General features: G+C 63.3%; 23 protein-coding genes. 9 read left to right on the forward strand and 14 right to left on the reverse strand.

What is annotated here, in order from left to right:
• Positions 1–10 precede the first annotated feature (10 nt).
• The 3 genes from AC25Z0_RS05115 to AC25Z0_RS05125 form a co-directional block, all read right to left on the reverse strand.
• A complete protein-coding gene (locus AC25Z0_RS05115; protein ID WP_488133114.1) occupies positions 11–1,912 on the reverse strand; it encodes an APC family permease in 1,902 nt (633 codons plus the stop codon).
• 106 nt (positions 1,913–2,018) lie between these two features.
• Complete coding sequence (locus AC25Z0_RS05120) at positions 2,019–2,516, reverse strand: Lrp/AsnC family transcriptional regulator (RefSeq protein ID WP_488119123.1); 498 nt, start codon at positions 2,514–2,516, stop codon at positions 2,019–2,021.
• Positions 2,517–2,604: 88 nt separating this feature from the next.
• Positions 2,605–4,416, reverse strand: a complete 1,812-nt coding sequence (locus tag AC25Z0_RS05125; RefSeq protein WP_488132509.1) for a DEAD/DEAH box helicase — start codon at positions 4,414–4,416, stop codon at positions 2,605–2,607.
• Between the two features lie 56 nt (positions 4,417–4,472).
• Here AC25Z0_RS05125 and AC25Z0_RS05130 point away from each other — a divergent pair, with 56 nt between their 5' ends.
• A complete protein-coding gene (locus tag AC25Z0_RS05130; RefSeq protein WP_488132510.1) occupies positions 4,473–5,294 on the forward strand; it encodes an SGNH/GDSL hydrolase family protein in 822 nt (273 codons plus the stop codon).
• A 14-nt stretch (positions 5,295–5,308) separates the two neighbouring features.
• Here AC25Z0_RS05130 and AC25Z0_RS05135 read toward each other — a convergent pair whose 3' ends face one another.
• Together AC25Z0_RS05135 and AC25Z0_RS05140 are read right to left on the reverse strand one after the other, a co-directional pair.
• The gene (locus AC25Z0_RS05135; protein WP_488132511.1) at positions 5,309–6,535 is read right to left on the reverse strand and encodes a D-alanyl-D-alanine carboxypeptidase family protein; all 1,227 of its coding nucleotides are present in this window, start codon (positions 6,533–6,535) and stop codon (positions 5,309–5,311) included.
• A gap of 64 nt (positions 6,536–6,599) precedes the next feature.
• A complete protein-coding gene (locus AC25Z0_RS05140) occupies positions 6,600–7,400 on the reverse strand; it encodes a TrmH family RNA methyltransferase (protein ID WP_488132512.1) in 801 nt (266 codons plus the stop codon).
• Positions 7,401–7,514: 114 nt separating this feature from the next.
• Here AC25Z0_RS05140 and AC25Z0_RS05145 point away from each other — a divergent pair, with 114 nt between their 5' ends.
• Together AC25Z0_RS05145 and AC25Z0_RS05150 are read left to right on the forward strand one after the other, a co-directional pair.
• Positions 7,515–8,366: a Sir2 family NAD-dependent protein deacetylase gene (locus AC25Z0_RS05145; RefSeq protein WP_488132513.1), complete on the forward strand. Its 852-nt coding sequence runs from the start codon at positions 7,515–7,517 to the stop codon at positions 8,364–8,366.
• Between the two features lie 85 nt (positions 8,367–8,451).
• On the forward strand, positions 8,452–9,051 hold the full coding sequence (locus AC25Z0_RS05150) for a histidine phosphatase family protein (RefSeq protein WP_488132514.1): 600 nt from the start codon (positions 8,452–8,454) through the stop codon (positions 9,049–9,051).
• Here the strand turns inward: AC25Z0_RS05150 and AC25Z0_RS05155 are convergent.
• From AC25Z0_RS05155 to AC25Z0_RS05165, 3 genes are all read right to left on the reverse strand, one after another.
• On the reverse strand, positions 9,048–10,061 hold the full coding sequence (locus AC25Z0_RS05155) for a hypothetical protein (protein WP_488132515.1): 1,014 nt from the start codon (positions 10,059–10,061) through the stop codon (positions 9,048–9,050). The genes AC25Z0_RS05150 and AC25Z0_RS05155 overlap by 4 nt on opposite strands.
• A 107-nt stretch (positions 10,062–10,168) precedes the next feature.
• A complete protein-coding gene (locus AC25Z0_RS05160) occupies positions 10,169–10,507 on the reverse strand; it encodes a cupin domain-containing protein (protein WP_488132516.1) in 339 nt (112 codons plus the stop codon).
• 68 nt (positions 10,508–10,575) lie between these two features.
• Positions 10,576–11,079, reverse strand: coding sequence for a DUF805 domain-containing protein (locus AC25Z0_RS05165; RefSeq protein WP_488132517.1), 504 nt, complete (start codon positions 11,077–11,079; stop codon positions 10,576–10,578).
• Positions 11,080–11,239: 160 nt separating this feature from the next.
• On the opposite strand from AC25Z0_RS05165, the gene AC25Z0_RS05170 reads away from it, so the two are divergent.
• Positions 11,240–11,896 carry a Pr6Pr family membrane protein gene (locus tag AC25Z0_RS05170; protein ID WP_488132518.1) on the forward strand — a complete coding sequence of 219 codons (657 nt, stop codon included), beginning with the start codon at positions 11,240–11,242 and terminating at the stop codon, positions 11,894–11,896.
• Between the two features lie 41 nt (positions 11,897–11,937).
• Here the strand turns inward: AC25Z0_RS05170 and AC25Z0_RS05175 are convergent, their stop codons facing one another.
• The 4 genes from AC25Z0_RS05175 to AC25Z0_RS05190 all read right to left on the reverse strand — a co-directional run bounded on the left by AC25Z0_RS05175 (position 11,938) and on the right by AC25Z0_RS05190 (position 14,076).
• The gene (locus AC25Z0_RS05175; RefSeq protein WP_488132519.1) at positions 11,938–12,189 is read right to left on the reverse strand and encodes a hypothetical protein; all 252 of its coding nucleotides are present in this window, start codon (positions 12,187–12,189) and stop codon (positions 11,938–11,940) included.
• A 91-nt stretch (positions 12,190–12,280) separates the two neighbouring features.
• On the reverse strand, positions 12,281–13,144 hold the full coding sequence (locus AC25Z0_RS05180; RefSeq protein ID WP_488132520.1) for an alpha/beta hydrolase: 864 nt from the start codon (positions 13,142–13,144) through the stop codon (positions 12,281–12,283).
• Complete coding sequence (locus AC25Z0_RS05185) at positions 13,141–13,641, reverse strand: hypothetical protein (protein WP_488132521.1); 501 nt, start codon at positions 13,639–13,641, stop codon at positions 13,141–13,143. The genes AC25Z0_RS05180 and AC25Z0_RS05185 overlap by 4 nt, the downstream gene beginning before the upstream one ends.
• A 48-nt stretch (positions 13,642–13,689) precedes the next feature.
• A complete protein-coding gene (locus tag AC25Z0_RS05190) occupies positions 13,690–14,076 on the reverse strand; it encodes a hypothetical protein (protein WP_488132522.1) in 387 nt (128 codons plus the stop codon).
• Positions 14,077–14,220: 144 nt separating this feature from the next.
• Between AC25Z0_RS05190 and AC25Z0_RS05195 the strand changes: the two genes are divergently transcribed.
• Entirely contained in the window at positions 14,221–15,009 is a 789-nt protein-coding gene (locus AC25Z0_RS05195; protein WP_488132523.1) for a GNAT family N-acetyltransferase, read from the forward strand.
• Between the two features lie 91 nt (positions 15,010–15,100).
• The gene (locus tag AC25Z0_RS05200; RefSeq protein WP_488132524.1) at positions 15,101–15,745 is read left to right on the forward strand and encodes a flavin reductase family protein; all 645 of its coding nucleotides are present in this window, start codon (positions 15,101–15,103) and stop codon (positions 15,743–15,745) included.
• 36 nt (positions 15,746–15,781) lie between these two features.
• Here the strand turns inward: AC25Z0_RS05200 and AC25Z0_RS05205 are convergent, their stop codons facing one another.
• The gene (locus tag AC25Z0_RS05205; protein ID WP_488119137.1) at positions 15,782–16,492 is read right to left on the reverse strand and encodes a potassium channel family protein; all 711 of its coding nucleotides are present in this window, start codon (positions 16,490–16,492) and stop codon (positions 15,782–15,784) included.
• 96 nt (positions 16,493–16,588) lie between these two features.
• Between AC25Z0_RS05205 and AC25Z0_RS05210 the strand changes: the two genes are divergently transcribed.
• Positions 16,589–17,104 (forward strand): hypothetical protein, encoded by a 516-nt coding sequence (locus AC25Z0_RS05210; RefSeq protein WP_488132525.1) that lies wholly within the window; start codon positions 16,589–16,591, stop codon positions 17,102–17,104.
• Between the two features lie 33 nt (positions 17,105–17,137).
• Here the strand turns inward: AC25Z0_RS05210 and AC25Z0_RS05215 are convergent, their stop codons facing one another.
• Positions 17,138–17,593: a hypothetical protein gene (locus AC25Z0_RS05215; protein WP_488119139.1), complete on the reverse strand. Its 456-nt coding sequence runs from the start codon at positions 17,591–17,593 to the stop codon at positions 17,138–17,140.
• A gap of 210 nt (positions 17,594–17,803) precedes the next feature.
• Between AC25Z0_RS05215 and AC25Z0_RS05220 the strand changes: the two genes are divergently transcribed.
• Both AC25Z0_RS05220 and AC25Z0_RS05225 read left to right on the forward strand, forming a co-directional pair.
• Positions 17,804–18,217 carry a hypothetical protein gene (locus AC25Z0_RS05220; protein WP_488119140.1) on the forward strand — a complete coding sequence of 138 codons (414 nt, stop codon included), beginning with the start codon at positions 17,804–17,806 and terminating at the stop codon, positions 18,215–18,217.
• 69 nt (positions 18,218–18,286) lie between these two features.
• A complete protein-coding gene (locus AC25Z0_RS05225) occupies positions 18,287–18,868 on the forward strand; it encodes a dihydrofolate reductase family protein (protein WP_488119141.1) in 582 nt (193 codons plus the stop codon).
• Positions 18,869–18,891: the final 23 nt, after the last annotated feature.

Consider the following 18,891-nt stretch of genomic DNA (forward strand, 5'->3'; position numbering starts at 1 on the left):
GCATTCTCGGCTAGCTGACGTGTACGCGCGGCCTGCGCGCTGCATCCTTTTCGGCTTCCCGCAAGACCTCTCGCGTAACGGGAGCGACCTCGCCTCCCCCGGTGATCAGGTACCGGAACATATTTGAGATCGGGTTCCCTTCTGTCCATTCGAAGTAGATCTCAGGCACCAGCCCAGTCACGTCGCGAATCTCGAGGAGCACGGCAGCGATGGTGTTGGGCACGTTGGCGCTCGTGACCTGCAGCACCCGATAGCCGTGTTTTGCCACGCCACGCACGAGCAGGTCTTCCTCGAAATCCGACGAGTCGGACACGTGCACCTCGAGAAAGAGCATCGGTGAGCGATGTGGCAGGTTGCCGTGGCGATGCTCCTCCCTGCTCTTCTCCCGGTATTCCTCGGCAGAATCACTGTTCGGCTCATGCGAGATCAGGCGGATGACTCCGTATTCCTCGGCATCTTCCATGATGAAGTCGAGCGCAACCGGATCGAACACGACAGACGTCGCCCGCAGCTCGAACGACCGGCGCAGTCGGGAAACGAGCGAGACCAGAACGATCCCCAAGATGAACAATCCGGCGATCCGTACGCCGTCTGGCCGTTCGATCACGTTGGCGATGGTTGTGTACAGGAAGATCACTGACACGAGCGCGAACCCGATCGTGGCCTTGTGTTGGCGATGATGCCTCGCAGAGAGGGTGACGGCGACTGACGCCGAGGTGATCACCACGAGCACGCCGGTCGCGTATGCACCGCCTTGCGCGTCGACGCTGGCCTGGAACTCGATGGTGATCAGGAATGCGATGGCGATGAACACCAGCACCAGCGGGCGCACGGCCCGTGTCCACTGGGGCGCCATGCCGTACCGGGGCAGATAGCGGGGCACGAGGTTCAGGAGGCCGGCCAAAGCGGATGCTCCCGCGAACCACAGGATACAGATGGTGCTGATGTCGTAGATGGTTCCGAATACCGGTCCGAGGTAGGCGTGCGCGAGATACGCCAGTGCACGGCCGTTGGCTTCGCCTCCCGGCAGGAACTCGTCCTGCGGAATAAGGAACGTCGTCACGATGCTCGACGTGATGAGGAAACAGCTCATGATGATCGCCGCCGTGGTGAGCAGCCGCCTGGCGCCCCTGATACGTCCGAGGGGGCGGCTGGGCGCATCCGTTGCGTCACCGGTGATCTGGGGCATCACCGCAACGCCGGTCTCGAATCCTGAAAGCCCGAGCGCGAGCTTCGGGAACACGATCAAGGCAATGCCCACCATGACCCACGGGTTGCCGTGCTCGGCGTTCAGTGCGCTCCACCAATCGGTGACGACGACGGCGTTCTCGGCGACGTGGGCGATGCTCACACCAACCACCACCAGGTTCAGCGCCAGATAGACGGCGACGAGAACAACGGCAATGCCGATCGCTTCGGTGAACCCGCGCAGGAAGACCGCCCCCAGCAGCCCAATGAGCACAAGGGTCACCACGACCTGGCCGTCGTGCATCCAGGCAGGCGCCAGCGGATTCTGGATGGCGTGAGCCGAGGCATCCGCTGCTGACAGCGTGATCGTGATCATGAAATCGGTGGCAGCGAAGCCGAGTAACACGAGCACGAAGAGCTTGCCGCCCCACCATGGCAGCAGGCGCTCGAGCATGTGGATCGAGCCGGAACCTTGAAAACTCTCCGCAGCGACCCTGCGATACACGGGTAGCGCGCCGGCCAGTGTCAGGGCGACCAGCACGATCGTCGCCAGCGGCGACAGGAGGCCGGCGGCCAGCGCGGCAATGGCGGGTTGGTAGCCCAGCGTGGAGAAGTAGTCCACGCCGGTCAGGCACATCACACGCCACCAGGAATGTGTCTTCTCAACGTGCTGTGCCAGTGGGCCGACGTGCGCGCCGCGCGCATCGACCAGGCCCTTCAACATCCAGGTCCTGAGGGGACTCCAGTGTGCGTGCTCTGCGGTCACGTCGCCAGCGTACGCCTGCTGCGCGGACCGGTGACTGAGCGGCCGAGTCAGCCGAGCTGCGGCGTTACTGGACCAGGTCCTGCCAGCCGTCGCCGTCGACGTACTCGAAGATCAGGTTGGTCTCTGTGTGCGCGACAGCCGGGTGCTCCGCCAGGTGCTCGAGCACGAAGTCGCGGAGTGACGAGGCATCCGCTGCGGCCACATGCAACAGGTAGTCGTCTGCGCCGGCAACGTGGAACATGCCGATCACACCAGGCCAGTGTGGCGCAGCGCTGGTGAAGTCGTCGATCTGCGCCCTGGCGTGCTTGGCGAGGCGCACCGCAATGAGTGCCTGCAGCGAGGCGCCGAGCGCCGCGAGGTCGATGTTGGCGCGGTAACCGCGAATGTGCCCTAGCTGTTGCAACCGGCGGAGCCGGAGAGAGACCGTCGACTCAGCGACACCGATCTCAGCGGCCAGGGCAGCACCAGAGGCGCGCGCGTTGACCGACAGCGCTTTGAGAAGTGCCCGATCGACTCTGTCGAGATCGGATTTCTTCGTATCAGGCTGAGCGGTGTCTTTCACCCTCCGAGTTTATGCGATATCAGGCAGGGTTTATGCGATTTGAGGGACGTCTGTGAAAGCGTCTACGGCACGATACGAATGAGATGAACTAGCTGCGACCGAGACGGCGCCGCAGCAGGTCGATCCGCTTCTGCAGCTGGGTGACGCTCGCCTGCGCGACGGCCGGGCCACCGCAGAGCTGCCTGAGCTCGGCGTGCACCATGCCGTGCGGCTCGTTGGCGAGCTTCGCCCACATGCCGACCAGGCTGTTCAGCAGCGTGCGCTGCTCCTTCAGCGTGCGGTAGAGCGGGATGTCTTCCTCGCTCTTTTCTTCCTCGGTCATGTTCTTGCGACGATCGTCGACACGCTTCGATTGCTTGGCCTGGCGCTGTCGCAACAGCTCGGACACCTGCTCTGGTTCCAGCAGCCCTGGGATGCCGATGAAGTCGAGTTCCTCGTCGGTGCCAGGCTCTGCGAGCTGGCCGAACTCGTCACCGTCAAACACAACGCGGTCGAAGGTGGCCTGCGAATCAATCGCCTGCCAGCTGAACTCCTCAAGAAGTGAGTCAGAGCCCTTCTCCTGCCGATTCGCGTCGGCGACCATGGCGTCTTCGGGGTTGTACATCCCGTCGCCCTCATCGTCGCGATTACGGCGGTCGAGGGCGTGATCGCGCTCCATCTCCAGCGCGTGGGCGAGATTGGTAAGGCTCGGAACGTCTGGCAGGAAGATCGACGCTGTCTCACCGCGTCGCCTGGCGCGCACGAAACGTCCGATGGCCTGCGCGAAGAACAGGGGGGTAGATGCGCTCGTTGCGTACACGCCGACCGCGAGACGCGGAACGTCAACGCCCTCAGACACCATGCGCACCGCGACCATCCACCGCTTGGTGTTGTGCGAGAACTCTTCGATCCGGTCGCTCGCCTCTTTCTCATCAGAGAGCACGACGGTGACCGATTCGCCACAGATGTCTTCGAGCATGGCTGCGTACGCACGCGCGCTCGTCTGGTCGGTGGCAATGACCAGGCCGCCGGCATCCGGTATGCCGTTTCGCACTTCGCTCAGTCGAAGATCGGCCGCCCTGAGAACGGCGGGAATCCAGGAGCCACCTGGGTCGAGCGCTGTGCGCCAGGCCTGGGAGGTGATGTCCTTGGTGTTTCCCTCACCGAGTTTCGCCTCCATCTCGTCGCCGGCCTTGGTGCGCCACGTCATGTGGCCTGCGTAGACCATGAACATGACAGGGCGGACGACGCCGTCTTCGAGCGCACGCCCGTAGCCGTAGCTGTAGTCGCTCTGCGAGAGACGGATGCCGTGCTTGTCTGGCAGGTAGTTCACGAACGGGATCGGGGAGGTGTCAGACCTGAACGGCGTTCCCGTCAGCGAGAGTCGACGCGTCGCCGGCTCATAGGCCTCGCGGATCGCGTCTCCCCAGCTGAGGGCATCTCCACCGTGGTGGACCTCGTCAAGAATGACGAGAGTTCGATGTGACAAAGTGAGGTCGCGGTGCAGGGCCGCGCGTGTCGCGACCTGCGCATAGGTGACGGCGATGCCGTGATAGTGGCTTCCGTAACGGCTGTCGCTGTTCTTGAAGTACGGGTCGAGACGGATGCCGGCCCGAGCCGCAGCCTCCGCCCACTGGCGCTTCAGATGCTCGGTCGGCGCGACGACGGTAATGCGGTCGATGACGCGCCTTGCCCGCAGTTCTGCCGCCAAACGCAGCGCGAACGTGGTCTTTCCTGCCCCAGGTGTTGCGGCAGCGAGGAAGTCGCGGGGTTCGGTAAGGAAGTAGGCGTCGAGAGCCTCTGCCTGCCATGCGCGGAGCTTGTTTGCAGTACCCCATGCTGCACGTTCCGGGAATGACGGAGAGAGATGCTCTGCTGCTGATGTGCCCTGAGCTGGGCCGAAGAGGGGCGGAGTATTCACTTCGAACAAACCTATCAAGTTGCGCTGTCCTTTGCCTGACCGTGCAGAATGAAACCATGCCTGAACAACTGCATCCGTGGTCACGGTACGTCGCGCTGGGAGATTCGTTCACAGAGGGAATCGGTGACCCAGAGTCGTCCGTGCCCGGAGGCTATCGAGGGTGGGCCGATCGGGTAGCCGAAGTACTGTGCCAGGGCACAGCTGACTTTTCATACGCCAATCTTGCTGTGCGCGGAAAACTGATCCGTCAGATCATGGACGAACAGATCGAACCGGCTTTGGCGTTGCGTCCCGACCTGATCACGATTTCAGCCGGGGGCAACGATGTCATTCGCCCGGGGTCCGATCCCGACGCGATCGCCGCCCAGTTCGATGACGCTATTGCTCGCCTGAGCCGCGACGGGGCGACGATCGTGATCTTCACCGGCGCGGATCTCGGCTTCTCACCGGTCTTTCGCGGCATCCGCGGCAAGGTGGCGATCTACAACGAGAATGTGCGGGCGATCGCCGCGCGGTATGACTGCATCGTCGCCGATCTGTGGGCGCTCACCGAGATCAAGGATTCGCGGATGTGGGCTCCTGATCGGCTGCACCTGAACGCGCTCGGACATCACACCGTCGCTCGCATGGTGCTGGCAGCGCTCAACGTTCCGAACTCGCTCGAGCCGATGCGCCCTGAGCCGCTTCCAGCAACATCGTGGCGCCAGGCGCGCACGAGTGACTTCGTGTGGGCCAGGGAGCACCTGATGCCGTGGGTGCTGCGGCGCCTGAGGCACCAGTCGTCTGGCGACAACCTGCTGCCCAAGCGTCCTGATGCCGGCCCGTATGCCGGCGAACGGCATTCCCCAGAAGAGCCAGAGGCAGGCAACAAGAGCTGAGTCGCGCGTCGGTTCTAGCCGAGCTTGGTCGGGTTCGTGAGGCGCCAGCCGAAGCCTGGGTCGCTCAGCTCCGTGTCAAGCACCAGCGGGACAGTAATGACCTGGCTGCCGACGGTGTAGTCAACGGAGCCCACAGAGTCCCCCGCAGCACCTGTCGCGATGTCCTTGGCTGACGCGGCCGCGGTGATGGGGGTGTCTGACCAGACGAGTGCAGACGCGGAGTCAGCTGCCACCGCCTGGGCGGTCTGTCCCCACTCGGTTGTGTATGACCCAAACGCAGCTCCCTGTTCGGTGAGCTGCACCTCCTGGAAGCCGGACTTCACGCTCTCGATGAGGTTTGCGATGGAGTCGTTGAGCTCAGAGTGCGTATCGCCGCCGAGGACAACACCAATGAGGGTGACCGTGTGGTTGCCAACGGTGAAGTCTGCGGAGAAGAGCAGGCAGGCGCCAGCCTCATCCGTTGTGCCCGTCTTGATTCCGTCGACGCCGTGGGTGCCGAGCAGCTTGTTGGTGTTGGTCACTTCGCCGACTGTGGGTACCGTGGCGGTCGGCATCGCGACGATGGCGGACACCGTCGGGTCGGCAACCACGAGTTTTCCGAGTTCGATGAGGTCGGCTGGCGTGCTGACGCTGTTCGCAGACAGACCGCTGGTATCGACAACGTGCGTGTCGGCCAGGCCGTGCGCGTCGAGCCAGGAGGCAGCGGCGCTCAGGTAGGCGTCCTCTGAACCGAAGGCCCAGTTGGCCAGCGTCAATGCGTAGTTGTTGGCTGAGGGCAGCAGCATGACCTCGAGGGCTTCGCGCTGCGACAGCACCTGGCCCACAGAGACCGGCGCTGACGACCCGTCTTCGGCGATGGTGTCGTAGTAGATGTCGACATCGGCATCCGTGAATGTGATGTCTGGACCCTCGTCACCGGCTGCAAGTGGCTTCGCCTCGAGCAGTACCAATGCCGTGATCATCTTGGTGATGCTGGCGATCGGCACCTGTGACTGGTCACCCTCTGTCGCCAGGACACCATCGAAGCCGACGGCGCCGAGCGCGCTGGTTCCGTAGCCGGGCCAGTCAGGGGTCGCTGCCGCCTGAGTGAGAGTCGCTGACGGCGTCAGTTCGGCTGCGTTGGCCCGCAGCGGGGCCAGTCCAGTGCTGAATCCGTAAATGACCGCGATGAGTACGACGGCAGCGCCGCTCAGTACCGCGATACGTCGACGTCGGTAGATCTGGCGCCTAGTCAATTGCATCCGTCGATTCTATCGGCGACCGACTGGGGAACCGCCTTGCGCAGCACCCGATTCCCGGCGACCGTCATCGGAGCGTGTAGAGCGCGACGGCGCTGGCGGATGCGACGTTCAACGAATCGACGCCGTGCAGCATCGGAATCGTGACCACCGTATCGGCCGCGGCCATCGCTGAGGCGCTGAGGCCGTCGCCTTCGGCGCCCAGCACGATGGCGATGCGCTCCGGCTGGTCTGCTGCGAACTCGTCAAGCGTCACCGCGTCATCTGAGAGGGCAAGGGCAGCGAGGTGGAATCCGGCGCCGTGCAGGATCGGCACGGCCTCTGACCACTCAGGCAGTCGCGTCCAGGGCACCTGGAGCACCGTGCCCATGCTGACCCGGACACTCCGGCGGTACAACGGGTCTGCACAGCGCGGCGTGATGAGCACGGCGTCGGCGCCGAGGCCTGCGACGGACCGGAAAATGGCACCAACGTTGGTGTGATCAACGATGTCTTCGAGGATGACGATGCGGCGGGCATCCCGAATGAGATCTTCTACCGAGGAAAGCGGCGGCCGGTGCATGGCTGCCATGGCCCCACGGTGCAGGTTGTAGCCGGTGAGCTTCTCCAGCACGGCTGGCTCCCCCACGTAGACGGGAACGTCTGGCCACTCGGCCAGCAGGGGCTCGATGTCTGGCAACCACTGTTCCTGCAGGAGAACAGACCGAGGCTGGTGGCCGGCCGCCAGGGCGCGGGAGATCACCTTGCTCGACTCTGCGATGTACAGCCCACCCTCCGGCTCCATCACGCGGCGTAGGGCGACATCCGTCAGTCGGGAGTAGTCAGACAAGCCGGCCAGGTCGAGGTCGTCAATACGGATCAGGTGCACAGCGGTGGAGCCTTTCGATGGAGGGGCCTCTCAAGACTGCCACCTGCGGAAACAAACGGAGAATCAGGGTTGTTTTAGAATCAGGTCACACCATGCTCATATGTAGAGGAAAGAATGACCGCTGATACCGCAGGACTCGCACAGATGGCACCGGATGCGTCGCTTGACGCCGTTGCCGATCTGCTTCGTGGCGGGCGAACGGCGGTTCTCACCGGTGCGGGGTTGAGTACGGACTCCGGGATCCCCGACTACCGCGGCGAGGGCGCGCCCGTGCGCACCCCGATGACCTTCCAGACCTTCGTCGGCGACGAGCGGGCACGCAAGCGCTACTGGGCAGGCAGCCACCTCGGCTGGCGTCGATTCAGCAGCGCAGAGCCAAACCTGGGGCATCTGTCGCTGGCCATGCTCGAAGAGCAGGGAGCACTCACCGGTGTCGTGACGCAGAACGTCGACGGCCTGCACACCCGCGCGGGTTCACGCCGCCTCGTCGAGTTGCACGGGTCGATGGACAGGGTCATCTGCCTCAACTGCGGGCAGGCGTTCAGCCGCGAAAGCGTTGGCAGTCGCCTGGAGGCGGAGAACCCAGGCATCCTCACGCCAGAGGGAGTGACGGTGAACCCAGACGGCGACGTCGAGGTCACCGACATCGACGACTTCCGCATCCCTGAGTGCACGGTGTGCGGGGGCATGTTGAAGCCCAATGTGGTGTTCTTCGGTGAGTTCGTTCCCACAGAACGCTTCGCTGAGGCACTGGCGCTCGTCGAGACAGCGGATGCGCTGCTTGTCGCCGGCTCGTCGCTGGCGGTGAATTCCGGCATCCGTTTGCTGGAAGCAGCCAGGCGTCGCAAGCTGCCGATCGTCATCATCAACCGCGGACCGACCAAGGGCGATGGCCGGGCGCTGATTAGGCTGGAGGCTGGCGCTTCTGAGGCGCTCGCCGGACTGGCGCTCCGCCTGGGCGCGTAGGCTGCTGGCTTCATCGCCCGCTCGCTTCGCTGCCACCCGCACCACCCAGGCCCACCACACCGACATTTCAAGGGACATCACTTCTATGACGAGACTGTCGATCGTGCGTCACGGCCAGACCGACTGGAACCTGCACAAGAAGATTCAGGGCAGCACCGACATCCCCCTGAACTCGACGGGGCGTGCAGAGGCCGCAGAAGTGGGCGCAGCGCTGCGCGAGCGCGAGTGGGATGCCGTCGTAGCAAGCCCGCTGACGCGAGCCGAGGAGACGGCTCGCATCATCGCGGGCGAGGTCGGCCTCACTCCCCCGCAGGTGATCCCGGAGCTGACCGAACGCCACCACGGCGAGATCGAGGGGCTCACCTTCGACGAGCGGATGGCACGCTTCCCTGACGGCGTGGCCGTACCTGGCCTCGAAACCAGGCAAGAGGTGCTTGACCGGGTGATTCCGGCGCTCGGCCGCATCGCAGAAGAACACGATGGCGGTTCGGTGCTCGTCGTCAGTCACGGCGGGGTGATCGGCACCCTCATCCGTCACATCACGGATGGCGAACGGCCGCGGCACGACGAGATCATCGCCAATGGATCGGTGCACGACTTCGATTGGGAAGACGGGCAGCTCGTTCTCACCCACTTCGATGCGACGATCCGCAAGGTCGGGGACGCGTTCCACACGATCCGCTAGGAGCTAGCTGCGCGCGGTGTAGCCCGGTCAGCTGCCGCCAGATGCTCGGCGGCATAGAGGCTTGTGCGCCGCGCCTGCCGGAGCAGGATCGGTAGCAGCACGAGAAACACCAGCACGAGGGCCACACCCATGTAGAGACCGAAGGTGCTGATGCCCTGCGCATATTGCGTGAGCCCCTGGCCGATGATGCCTAGGTAGAGGAGAGCGAAGTACGCGAGCTGGTACCGAAAGTAGACGGAGGCGAATAGTGCGTAGTCTGCCGCCGCGGGCAGGTCGCTGTCGCTGAGGGGCTCATCTTTGCCCCTGACCACGACGCGAGAGATCCGCCGAGCGGACGCGAAATCCCCGCCCGCCGCGTCGCGCATCCGACGGGCCAGCCGGAGACTGGTGACGATCGTGGCGAATGCGCCCGCGAAGCAGGCCACGATAATCGCGTACAGGACGGCCACCCACAGCTCGCCGGAAGAAGGAGGGTCGGTCTGCGGCAAGAGGAGCGCAAGCACAAGCACAATCCCCGTGATCAACGTGGCAAAGAAGACAATCGCAATCGTCCGAATGCGCTTCGCGTGTGCCGCACGACTCAGATCAACGTCGGACGCCAGCGGTTGTGGATGCCGCACGTCGTAGCCGTGGAGCTCACCGCCGATCACGACCGCCAGCACCGTCAACACGATCGCGAACACGATCATTACCGGTGCATACCAAATCGCAACGTGCCCGACGATCGCCCCGGCCACGAGCGCAATGAGCCCGAGGACCTCCACCGCTAATACGATTCCGAATCCGCGGCGCTGGTAGCGCTGGGCCGCTTCGTCCGACGGATGCGCGCCCCAGTACGCGAGGTATGAGCCGATCACCATCGGCGCCATCACTATCAGGCTGAGGCCGATAGACACGATCAGGAGCGCGCCGGGAGCGACGTGAGGCGACGACACGACGAGCAGCACGATCCCACCCATCAGGATCAGCGTCGTTACGACGACCGACATGACGAAGGCGAATATTCTCATCTGTGCTTCCCAACGAATCGAGGCGAGCAGGACGATGGGAACGCTATCCGCTCGCCACGACACCCACAACAGTGTTAGTGAAACTGACTAGCGTTAGTGCAACGGACTCAGCTCGGGCGCCCCGGGACGAGCTCAGGCTTCTCGCCTGGACCCGTCAAGAAATAGCCGAGAAAGGTGACGCCTTCAGCCGTCGCATCGAACCGATTGATCAGGACGCCAGCAGGCTCATAGAACACGTCCCCCGCCCACAGAATCACCTCCGGTCCCCCATCCACCTGGAAGTAGACCGATCCAGCTTCAAGTGATCCGAAGACCGGACCGTTGTGGTAGTGCGGGCCACCTACGACTCCCGGTTGCAATGTGATGCGACGAACTTCCACTGCTGCGGTGGTCTTGTCGGCGAGTGGTTGTTCAAGAAGCGTTACCCGCACTACTGGTTCGGTCATGGGTTGATCTTGTCAGTTGCGGAACATTCGCAGGGAATATGGCAACGCGAAACAGCGGATCGAGGGAGCTAGACGTCGAAACGGGCGCCCTCTGACCGGGATCGTCGGGTCGCGAGCAGGAGCAAAACGAATGAGCCGGGCGGAACGAGCGCAAGCAGCGTCCACCACCCAGAGAGGTTCGAGTCGTGAAGGCGACGAACTGCGACGGTGAAGCCGGGGATGACGGTGAAGATCAACCAGAGCGCGGCGCAGAGCAAGAAGAACGCCGCAACCGGTGAACTCGGTGCGTCGGTCTGATGCCCGTTGAACAACCTAATGTTCGCGAATAACCACGAGCCAAAGGGCCCCAACAGCAGGGTCGGTTGTGGAGTGCGCCCCGAGATCAGCGCAGGAACGAGAAGCTGCGCAATCGCCAGCACGACGATGTTGACGAGCATCCACCACCAGTACTCGCTGCGGCTCGCCCGGCCTCGGAGGCGAAAAGTACCGCTCATCAACCGACTCATGGCCTGCGGCAACGAAACTCCCGGCACGGGGGCGTTCGCCATGGGTGCCGCATCGGTGTAGGTCACAGGCTCATGCTAGAGGATCGACCGCGACTGTCCCGCTGCGCTTTAGCGGCATCCCGCTACATCCCGAATGCTTCTGGTCCATGAGCCAGGGTCCATAGTGCGCCCGAGCCCCGGCTCAGTCCATGCTGTTCAGGCCGTGCTCGATAGGCTGTCGCTTGTGATGTCTGACGCAGCGATCCAACCAAGAGCTGTCGTGGTGGGGATCTGCCGTTTGGGCAGCGGCCTGCTGATCACAGCGGTTCTCGTGTATGTCTACGCCCTCCGCATCGCTGTCGGAGACGGCAACCCGTTCGATTACTTCGGATACTTCACCAACCAGACAAGCCTGATCACGAGCCTCATTCTCATCGCGACCGGGGCGCTCATCGTTCTCGGCCGACACGTCCCTCCCTCGCTCACCCTCATGCGGGGAATCGCGACGGCATACTTGCTCGTCGTCGCAGTGATTTACAACGTTCTCGTGCCGGGAACAGGGACTGCACCGCCCTGGGTGAGCGTCATCCTCCACCTCGTCTTCCCGGCCCTCGTTGCACTCGACTGGCTACTCATCGTCGACCGCCCCCGCTTACCCTGGCGAAAGTTTTGGATACTGCTCCCCTACCCAGTCCTGTGGCTGACCACGGTCCTGATCCGCGGCGTAACCGATGGCTGGGTTCCCTACGGGTTCCTCCTTCCGGAACACGGCGTCGTCTCGCTCACCGTCCACATCGTCGGGCTGCTCGCAGCTATCATCGCCGCTGGCGCACTCGTCTGGACTGTCAGTAGATCGCGCGGCATCCGCTTCCGGGCTGTCGAACTATCCCCCCGCGGCACGTAGAGACCTCCTGCGCGCAATCGCTCAGATCGCCAATCGGCAGATCAGCCGCCGGTGAACATCTCAATGGCTGCCTCGACATCTGCCTCGGCGCAGGCGTCCGACAAGTCCTGGAGGCCAGTGTCCCACTCCGCGGACCCGATTCCGGTCGTTCCCATGGCGCCCAGGGCGATCGCAGGAGCAGCGTCCTTCAGTGAGACAGCTGCCTCACTGACCGCGCCCTCTCCGCGGGTAGGCACGCCATCCAGTACACGCGTGGCAAGTCGGTACCAGCCTTGTTGTTCCTGGGCCGCCATCCGTCGACTCGTTGGGGCCTCCCCAGGGCTCACAGATAAAACGACACCATATCGCACCGCTTCTGGAACCGCTCGTCACAGATAACGCGTCCTACGCCTGTATCCGGCAGGCCCACTCGATGATGAGACGCAAGCCCTCCGCGAAGCTCGGTTCTTGGGGACGGTTGAGGAATGCGTGGAAGGTCCCGGGCAACACGCGGTAGTCCACTGCGACCCCAGCGGCAGAAAGTTCCTGGGCGAACTGACCGCCGGACGCGCGCATTGAGTCGCGATCAGCGTCGAGCATGAGCGTCGGTGGAAAGCCGTGCAGGGGGTGATCACCGGGAAAAGCATGGCTTTCAGACAGCGCGGCTCGCGTGCCTGCGTAGTGGAGATTCGTCAGGTTGAGGAGCATCGGAGTGTGGACGAAGCGGCGACGGCCACGGAGGCGGCTACGTAAATGGGCCGACCGTTTCGGCAGCGCCGCGTGGAATAGTCCATAGGCGAAGAAGGCACCTGCGAGAGCGTCAGCCCCGTTGTCGGCCAGACCAAGTACGGCGCCGGCTGACAGACACGCACCGGCGCTTGCACCGCCCAGAATCACCCCATTGGGTGCCGCGCGCTGCACCTCCCTCACCACGGCAACGACATCATCAACCGGTACCGGATAGTGGACGGACGGGCTCCACCGAAACCCACTCGACGTCCGACGAAGCCTTGATACGGTCGCGAGTCGATAGCCAACGGTGACGACCCGGAATCCCGCTGCTGCCAGCGCTCGCGCGACGTCATGCGACTCTGGCAGGTCGAGGTCGCCTTTGAAGAACCCTCCCCCGTGAACCCACACGATCGGTGTGGAACTGACAGGAGCAGTGCCGCTGGGCGAATACCATCGCACGGATATAGGTCCGTGCGGGCCCTCGATCGTGCTGTCGACCCAGTCGACAGCTTTCGAGGCCTGATCGAGCGGCTTCACGCTTTCAGCGTGCTTCCCGTATGCGCAACGATTTCGTTCCGACGCACACTTTGAATAAACACGGCGGCGAGTGCCAGCAGGGCGAACCCGCTGACGGCATACATGGCTCCCCCCAACGGCGTGTGGTCACCACCCCCGACCGCAAAGGTGTCTGCAACATCCATCCTGAGCGAGAATGACCCAAGGAAGTATGCTGGCGCGCCAGCCGCTACTACCGCGAGATGCCCCATGAGGACAGAATCTCGTCCGACATGCCCGGTGGCTCCGAGGACGCTCAGTACAAGCGCGAGCACGACGCCAACAGCACCCCACACGATCAGACCGATCACTTCAGAGGTCACGTTCACTCCGGCCTCACCAAGTCCCGCCACGATCTCTGGGTAGGTCAACGCCGGGACGGCTGCCGCTGGATCCCACAGCGCAATCGTCAGTACCATCACCGCCGCATATAACGTCACGACAACCGGTCCTACCAACAATGAAAGACGTTTCCCCATGCGGGCACCATAGCGCGAGGTCGCTAGTGGTTCTGATCGCACCGGGATTCAGGCTAGCGGCGCAATGACCATTTGATGCTGGTGGGTTTCAGCTCGCCGCCTGCTTGCTCGAAAGGCGACCAGGCAGAGCAATGCCGCACCGTGGGCAGTTGGACCCCACCAAGAGATGTTCATGAAGAATCCAGAACCGAACAACATTCCTGCGCCCACAACGGCAAGCGCGATCGCAAGGCTCGCGCTTACGGCGACCAGTACTGCCCATGCTGCCCGGCTGCTGCGCCATACACCGATCAGAATCACCGCGTGCGGAACGAGCCAGAGAATTGTCCAGAAAATATCCGCACTGCCTACGTATCCAGCAACTGTCAACAGCACTGCAACGACGAACCAGATTCCCGCCCGTACTCTCGTGACACTCTCCCACAGGCTTGTCATGCACTAACCCTACGGATCTGGCACGCGTGGTGCACGCCTTAGCCGCTTTTCCATCCGGATACGCGCCGACCGGAGCATTCCATCGACGCGCGTGCGGCCGCGCGATCCGCTGAGGACAATGTAGGCCGGCACTAGCATGAGGCCATGACCGACTCCTCGCTGCTCCTTGCCGCTTACGACGAACAGCTGCGCACGGACGCTGAAACACCCAGTGCGCTGTCGTTCGTCCTGCACGGCCCACTACGCCTCGTGACGTTCGCAGGCGGGCGTGGGTTCATCACCTACAGGGACCTCGGCGGGGCGAATGCCGACACCATTACGCGTCTGGTTCCAGAAGCGCTTGACCACTACCGTGCCAACCCGGACATCACCAGGGTGGAGTGGAAGACACGCGGACATGACTACGCACCTGGACTGCACGAGGCGTTGGTAGCGAACGGCTTTGCTCCGGATGAGCAGGAGTCGATCATGATTGGCGATGCGCAGGCCCTTGCCGCGGATGTCTCGCTGCCGGACGGCGTGACATTGCGTCGAGTCACGGAGGAGGCAGACGTGCGCGCAATGAGCGCGATGGCCGATGAGGCCTTCGGTGACGTCCCCTCGGACGACATGGCAAACGCGCTTCTGCGCCGGTTGTCCCTCAATGACGGGATGGAGCTGTGGATTGCAGAAGCGGATGGGCGCATCGTCAGCGCCGGTCGGCTGGAGCCAGTCCGCGGCACCCAGTTCGCCGGCATCTGGGGCGGCGCAACCCTCGAGGAATGGCGAGGCAGGGGAATCTACCGAGCGCTGACATCCGCTCGCGCCCGCTCGGCAATCCGCATGGGCAAGACGCTCATCAACAGCGACTCGACAGAGTTCTCACGCCCCATCCTCGAGCGATCCGGGCTCGTCAGGGTCTCGACCACGACGCCGTATCGCTGGGTGCGCTGAGGCCGATCTCACGTTTCTGAGAGCGGGAGCGTCTACCTGATATGAGCGACCGCAATGAGTGCAGTCGCCGTCTCTACCGGTTGGACGACAGATGTCTGCTTCCCACGTATCCATCGATCCGGCGATTCTCTACTTCGGCACGCCCGTCGCGCTCCTGAGCACGGTGGATAGTGCTGGCCGTCTGAATCTCGCCCCCATGTCCTCGATCTTCTGGCTCGGACAGACCGCCGTTCTTGGCATGGGTGCCCGTAGCCAAACGGCGATTAACCTGCGTGCCACGAAGGAAGTGGTCGTCAACCTTCCGTCTGTCGATCAGGTGCACGTCGTCAACAGATTGGCGCTGACGACAGGCAGAGACCCCGTGCCTGCCGCCAAGGAGACGGTGGGTTACCGGCACGTAGGCGAGAAGTTCGCCCACTCAGGTTTGACAGCGGTTCCCTCCAGCACTGTTCGGCCTGCACGAGCGGCAGAGTGCCCAGTCACGATGGAGGGGCGCGTGACGGGCATGCATCCGCTGGAGATGGGCGATCCGGCCGACGCGGGCACTGTACTCATTTTCGAGGTCAAAGTGACACGCGTGCACGTGCACCCGGCGGTTCAACAGGAGGGCCGACTGAACCGTATCGATCCTGACAAGTGGCGGCCGCTGATCATGAGCTTCCAGAGGTTCTATGGGTTGAGCCAAGAACTGGAGCCCTCGCGCCTCGCGACCATTGATGAGGAGTGGTACCGCTAGGGGTTTGCCCGTAGACCGGTACTGGCGCAGGAGGCTTCAGGGAGCCCTGCTGTCAAGGCTGTCCTGTAGCTGCGCGATCTGGTGAGCCAAGGCCTTGATCTCGCCGCGGGTGGCTGCCCGATCGTCCTCTTCCTGCTTCGCAACCCGCTCGACGATCCAGGATGCGAGGGTCGCGGTCACGACACCAAGGAGGGCTACACCCCCGAGCATGAGTCCGCCCGCGATGATGCGCCCCAGCCCCGTCACGGGCGAGAAATCACCGTAGCCGACAGTGGTGATGGTGACGAACGCCCACCACAGTGCATCCCAGAAGGTCGTGATGGTTGAGCCAGCGGCTGACCGCTCTGCGTCGAGAACGGCCAACGACGCGACGAAGACAAGAAGCACGGATGCGCCGATCACGTACGTGACGACGCGCTCGCGGAAGGCAGCACCGGCCGTTCGCTGTAGCACGCTCAGGATCGTGACAAGCCGCAGCAAGCGGAGCGGTCGAATGACGGGGAGGACCACGATGAGGAAGTCGAAGATGTGGGTGCGAAACCACACCCACCGGCGAGGTGCAAGCACAAGGTTGACGACGTAGTCCAGAACGAAGGCCGCCCAGGTGGCCCAGATGACCAGCTCCGCAATCGCACCGGCTGCGCCGCTCAGATTGCCAATGATCTGCCATGCATACGCGATGAGGAAGATGACGGCGGCGATCGTGAGCGGGATGTCGGTGATCTTCTGCCAACGCGCTTGAGTCATAAATGCACTCTATGGGAACTCATCTGGCCTGTTTGACGGGGTGTCACTTACGAGACATCTGCGCCCCCACGAGCTACGCTCCCCGGAGGGGGTGGCGTGATGAAGGCATTGCGATTGGTCGGACGGGTGCTCGGACACCTCATGACTACCGCCGCGAAGACCATCGGTGGGATGACCGGCATCAAGACGTTCGACCACGATAACGCGACATCGTTGTACACACCCAGCGACGATGGTCGACGGCGGTCGGCCCCTGAGATGATGCGGTTGGTCGGCATAGCCCTGCTGGTGGTTGGCGTCGTGGCTGCTCTCGGCGTGGTCGCGTCGGCATGGCTGGCCGCCATCTATGGTGGCCTTGACTACAAATGCTTCGTCGAAGGACCTCGCCCTGAATTCGCTCCCTTTGCAACGATGTCGGAGGCAGCGCCAGTGCACGGGCACTTCGAACTGTGGCCGCTTGGGCGGGCCTGCGATTGGGTGCGTGCAGATGGTCAAGGGCTCATCACCGCGAGTCCTGCCTGGGCAGGCACGATCACTGTCCTCGCTTGTGTGGCGACTGCCCTTGTTGGCGCCGTGCTTTCGCTGAGGAAGGTGCGCACAGTCGCACCATGATGGCGACTATCGGCGTCACAGCCGTTGAGCCGCCTACGCATTGCCCCACGCGAGGACGAGACCCGCTATGCGCTGGCCCTCGTCACGGTCACTGTTGATTAGCCGCTCGAGGACTGCATCTACGTCGAACTCCAGCCGAGAATCCCCCACCGTCGTCCCACTGCCCTCGTACGCGCGCCAGTGAGCATCCGGGTGATGTTGAACTAGTGCGTTGCTGAGAAACCGAGCGGCTGACGTCGTCAGAGTCGCATCGGTCGCAATGTCGGGCGCGTGGGACTGAACGAAACTAATGAGCTGAGGGATGCTCGCGGCTAAGTTGGCAGCATCCTCACCGTGATTCTCGACAAAGGTGGCGAACTCGGAGTAGCCGGAGGCGTGCCTCACGTGCTTGGGTTCACTGCTGCCCGCCACATAAAGCGCTGAACCACGCGATATCGGCACAGGTAGAGCAGACGCGAACCCGAAAAACGATTGATCCTGGTCTTCCATGAGCAAGAGCGTAGTCTCAGGCTCCGCATGCCCGTCATGCGTCAGTCCCCCTCGTCAACGATCGCATCCAGCGCAGCAATGGATCAGCCCCCAGTTCTCAGCCCGTCAGAGAAACCCGAGTCCGACGTTCGATGCACCTGTCCGAACCCCTGTAGTTGGCTTGCCGGCCGTTGCTGGTGGAATTATCTGCGGCATAGGTAGGCTGCGGTCATGCAACAGCTCGTGGGGATTCGAATCGTGCTCGTTCCGCTCGCCCTTATTGCCGCAGCAACCCTCACGGGGTGTGTCACGACATTCACTTACTCGGATCTCGATCGGGAGGCCGAGGATTCCGACGTGCTTCCGGCGACGTTGAAAGACGATGCGGCGGATTGGCTGGTGACCGATTCAATCCGGCTCGTCGGCGACGATGCAGGGGTCCGCTTCTACCTCGCCAGAGCGACGGATGGTGAGATCTGCGTGCTCATCTATCGCGACACGCCCGATTGGCTCGCCGGCTGTGGCAATAGCGTAACGGTGGATGGGGCAGGTGTGTCGGCCAGGGTGGTGCCTGACTCGACTGAGCTCGAAGCCGGGTGGTCGATGGTCGGCGAGAACGTACAGGTCAAAGGCCTGCCGGATTGAGAAGGTCAATCCGCCACGAACCGTGAAGTGCGGCTATTTTGGGGGCATACCAAGGCAGAGGAGCGCCCCATGGGCACAGTAGTCATGTACAGCTCGGTGTCGGTGGACGGCTTCATCGCGGACGAGAATGACCAGCCCGGACCGCTGTTCGACTGGTTGACCAGCGGTGACGTGCCGTTGGACGAGAGCGGCGCGTTGACGGTGTCGCAGACGTCCTACGACTACACCCGGCCGTACTGGGACCAGATCGGGGCGACCGTCGTCGGCCGCCACGTTTTCGACATGACGGACGGCTGGGATGGGAAGCCTCCGGGCGGGATCGACCACGTGGTCGTCGTGACGCACCGCCCGGAGCCAGAGGGCTGGGACCCCGAGGCGCCGTTTCACTTCGTCGACGGCATCGAGGCAGCCGTGGCCAAGGCGCAGGAGCTTGCGGGTGACCGCGTGGTCGAGGTCGCCGCTGGCGACGTCGGCGGGCAGGTGCTTGCCGCTGGCCTGATCGACGAGGTGCGCATGGACGTCGTACCCGTCGTGTTCGGGTCAGGCAAGCGCTACTTCGGGTCGGTCCATGCGCAGAACATGCTGGAGGATCCTGACGTGGTGATTCAGGGAAACCGAGTGCTTCACCTGCGGTATCGGGTGCGCCGATAACCGATCTGGCGGTAGGCAAAGAA

Source organism: Leifsonia sp. Y862 (assembly GCF_057669585.1).

Bases quoted from the DNA above. Each gene is read 5' to 3' on its own strand.
- AC25Z0_RS05115 (WP_488133114.1), bottom strand. From the start codon at position 1,912: ATGTTGAAGGGCCTGGTCGATGCGCGCGGCGCGCACGTCGGCCCACTG.
- AC25Z0_RS05130 (WP_488132510.1), top strand. From the start codon at position 4,473: ATGCCTGAACAACTGCATCCGTGGTCACGGTACGTCGCGCTGGGAGAT.
- AC25Z0_RS05135 (WP_488132511.1), bottom strand. From the start codon at position 6,535: ATGCAATTGACTAGGCGCCAGATCTACCGACGTCGACGTATCGCGGTA.
- AC25Z0_RS05145 (WP_488132513.1), top strand. From the start codon at position 7,515: ATGACCGCTGATACCGCAGGACTCGCACAGATGGCACCGGATGCGTCG.
- AC25Z0_RS05150 (WP_488132514.1), top strand. From the start codon at position 8,452: ATGACGAGACTGTCGATCGTGCGTCACGGCCAGACCGACTGGAACCTG.
- AC25Z0_RS05155 (WP_488132515.1), bottom strand. From the start codon at position 10,061: ATGAGAATATTCGCCTTCGTCATGTCGGTCGTCGTAACGACGCTGATC.
- AC25Z0_RS05160 (WP_488132516.1), bottom strand. From the start codon at position 10,507: ATGACCGAACCAGTAGTGCGGGTAACGCTTCTTGAACAACCACTCGCC.
- AC25Z0_RS05170 (WP_488132518.1), top strand. From the start codon at position 11,240: ATGTCTGACGCAGCGATCCAACCAAGAGCTGTCGTGGTGGGGATCTGC.
- AC25Z0_RS05175 (WP_488132519.1), bottom strand. From the start codon at position 12,189: ATGGCGGCCCAGGAACAACAAGGCTGGTACCGACTTGCCACGCGTGTA.
- AC25Z0_RS05185 (WP_488132521.1), bottom strand. From the start codon at position 13,641: ATGGGGAAACGTCTTTCATTGTTGGTAGGACCGGTTGTCGTGACGTTA.
- AC25Z0_RS05190 (WP_488132522.1), bottom strand. From the start codon at position 14,076: ATGACAAGCCTGTGGGAGAGTGTCACGAGAGTACGGGCGGGAATCTGG.
- AC25Z0_RS05195 (WP_488132523.1), top strand. From the start codon at position 14,221: ATGACCGACTCCTCGCTGCTCCTTGCCGCTTACGACGAACAGCTGCGC.
- AC25Z0_RS05200 (WP_488132524.1), top strand. From the start codon at position 15,101: ATGTCTGCTTCCCACGTATCCATCGATCCGGCGATTCTCTACTTCGGC.
- AC25Z0_RS05205 (WP_488119137.1), bottom strand. From the start codon at position 16,492: ATGACTCAAGCGCGTTGGCAGAAGATCACCGACATCCCGCTCACGATC.
- AC25Z0_RS05215 (WP_488119139.1), bottom strand. From the start codon at position 17,593: ATGGAAGACCAGGATCAATCGTTTTTCGGGTTCGCGTCTGCTCTACCT.
- AC25Z0_RS05220 (WP_488119140.1), top strand. From the start codon at position 17,804: ATGCAACAGCTCGTGGGGATTCGAATCGTGCTCGTTCCGCTCGCCCTT.
- AC25Z0_RS05225 (WP_488119141.1), top strand. From the start codon at position 18,287: ATGGGCACAGTAGTCATGTACAGCTCGGTGTCGGTGGACGGCTTCATC.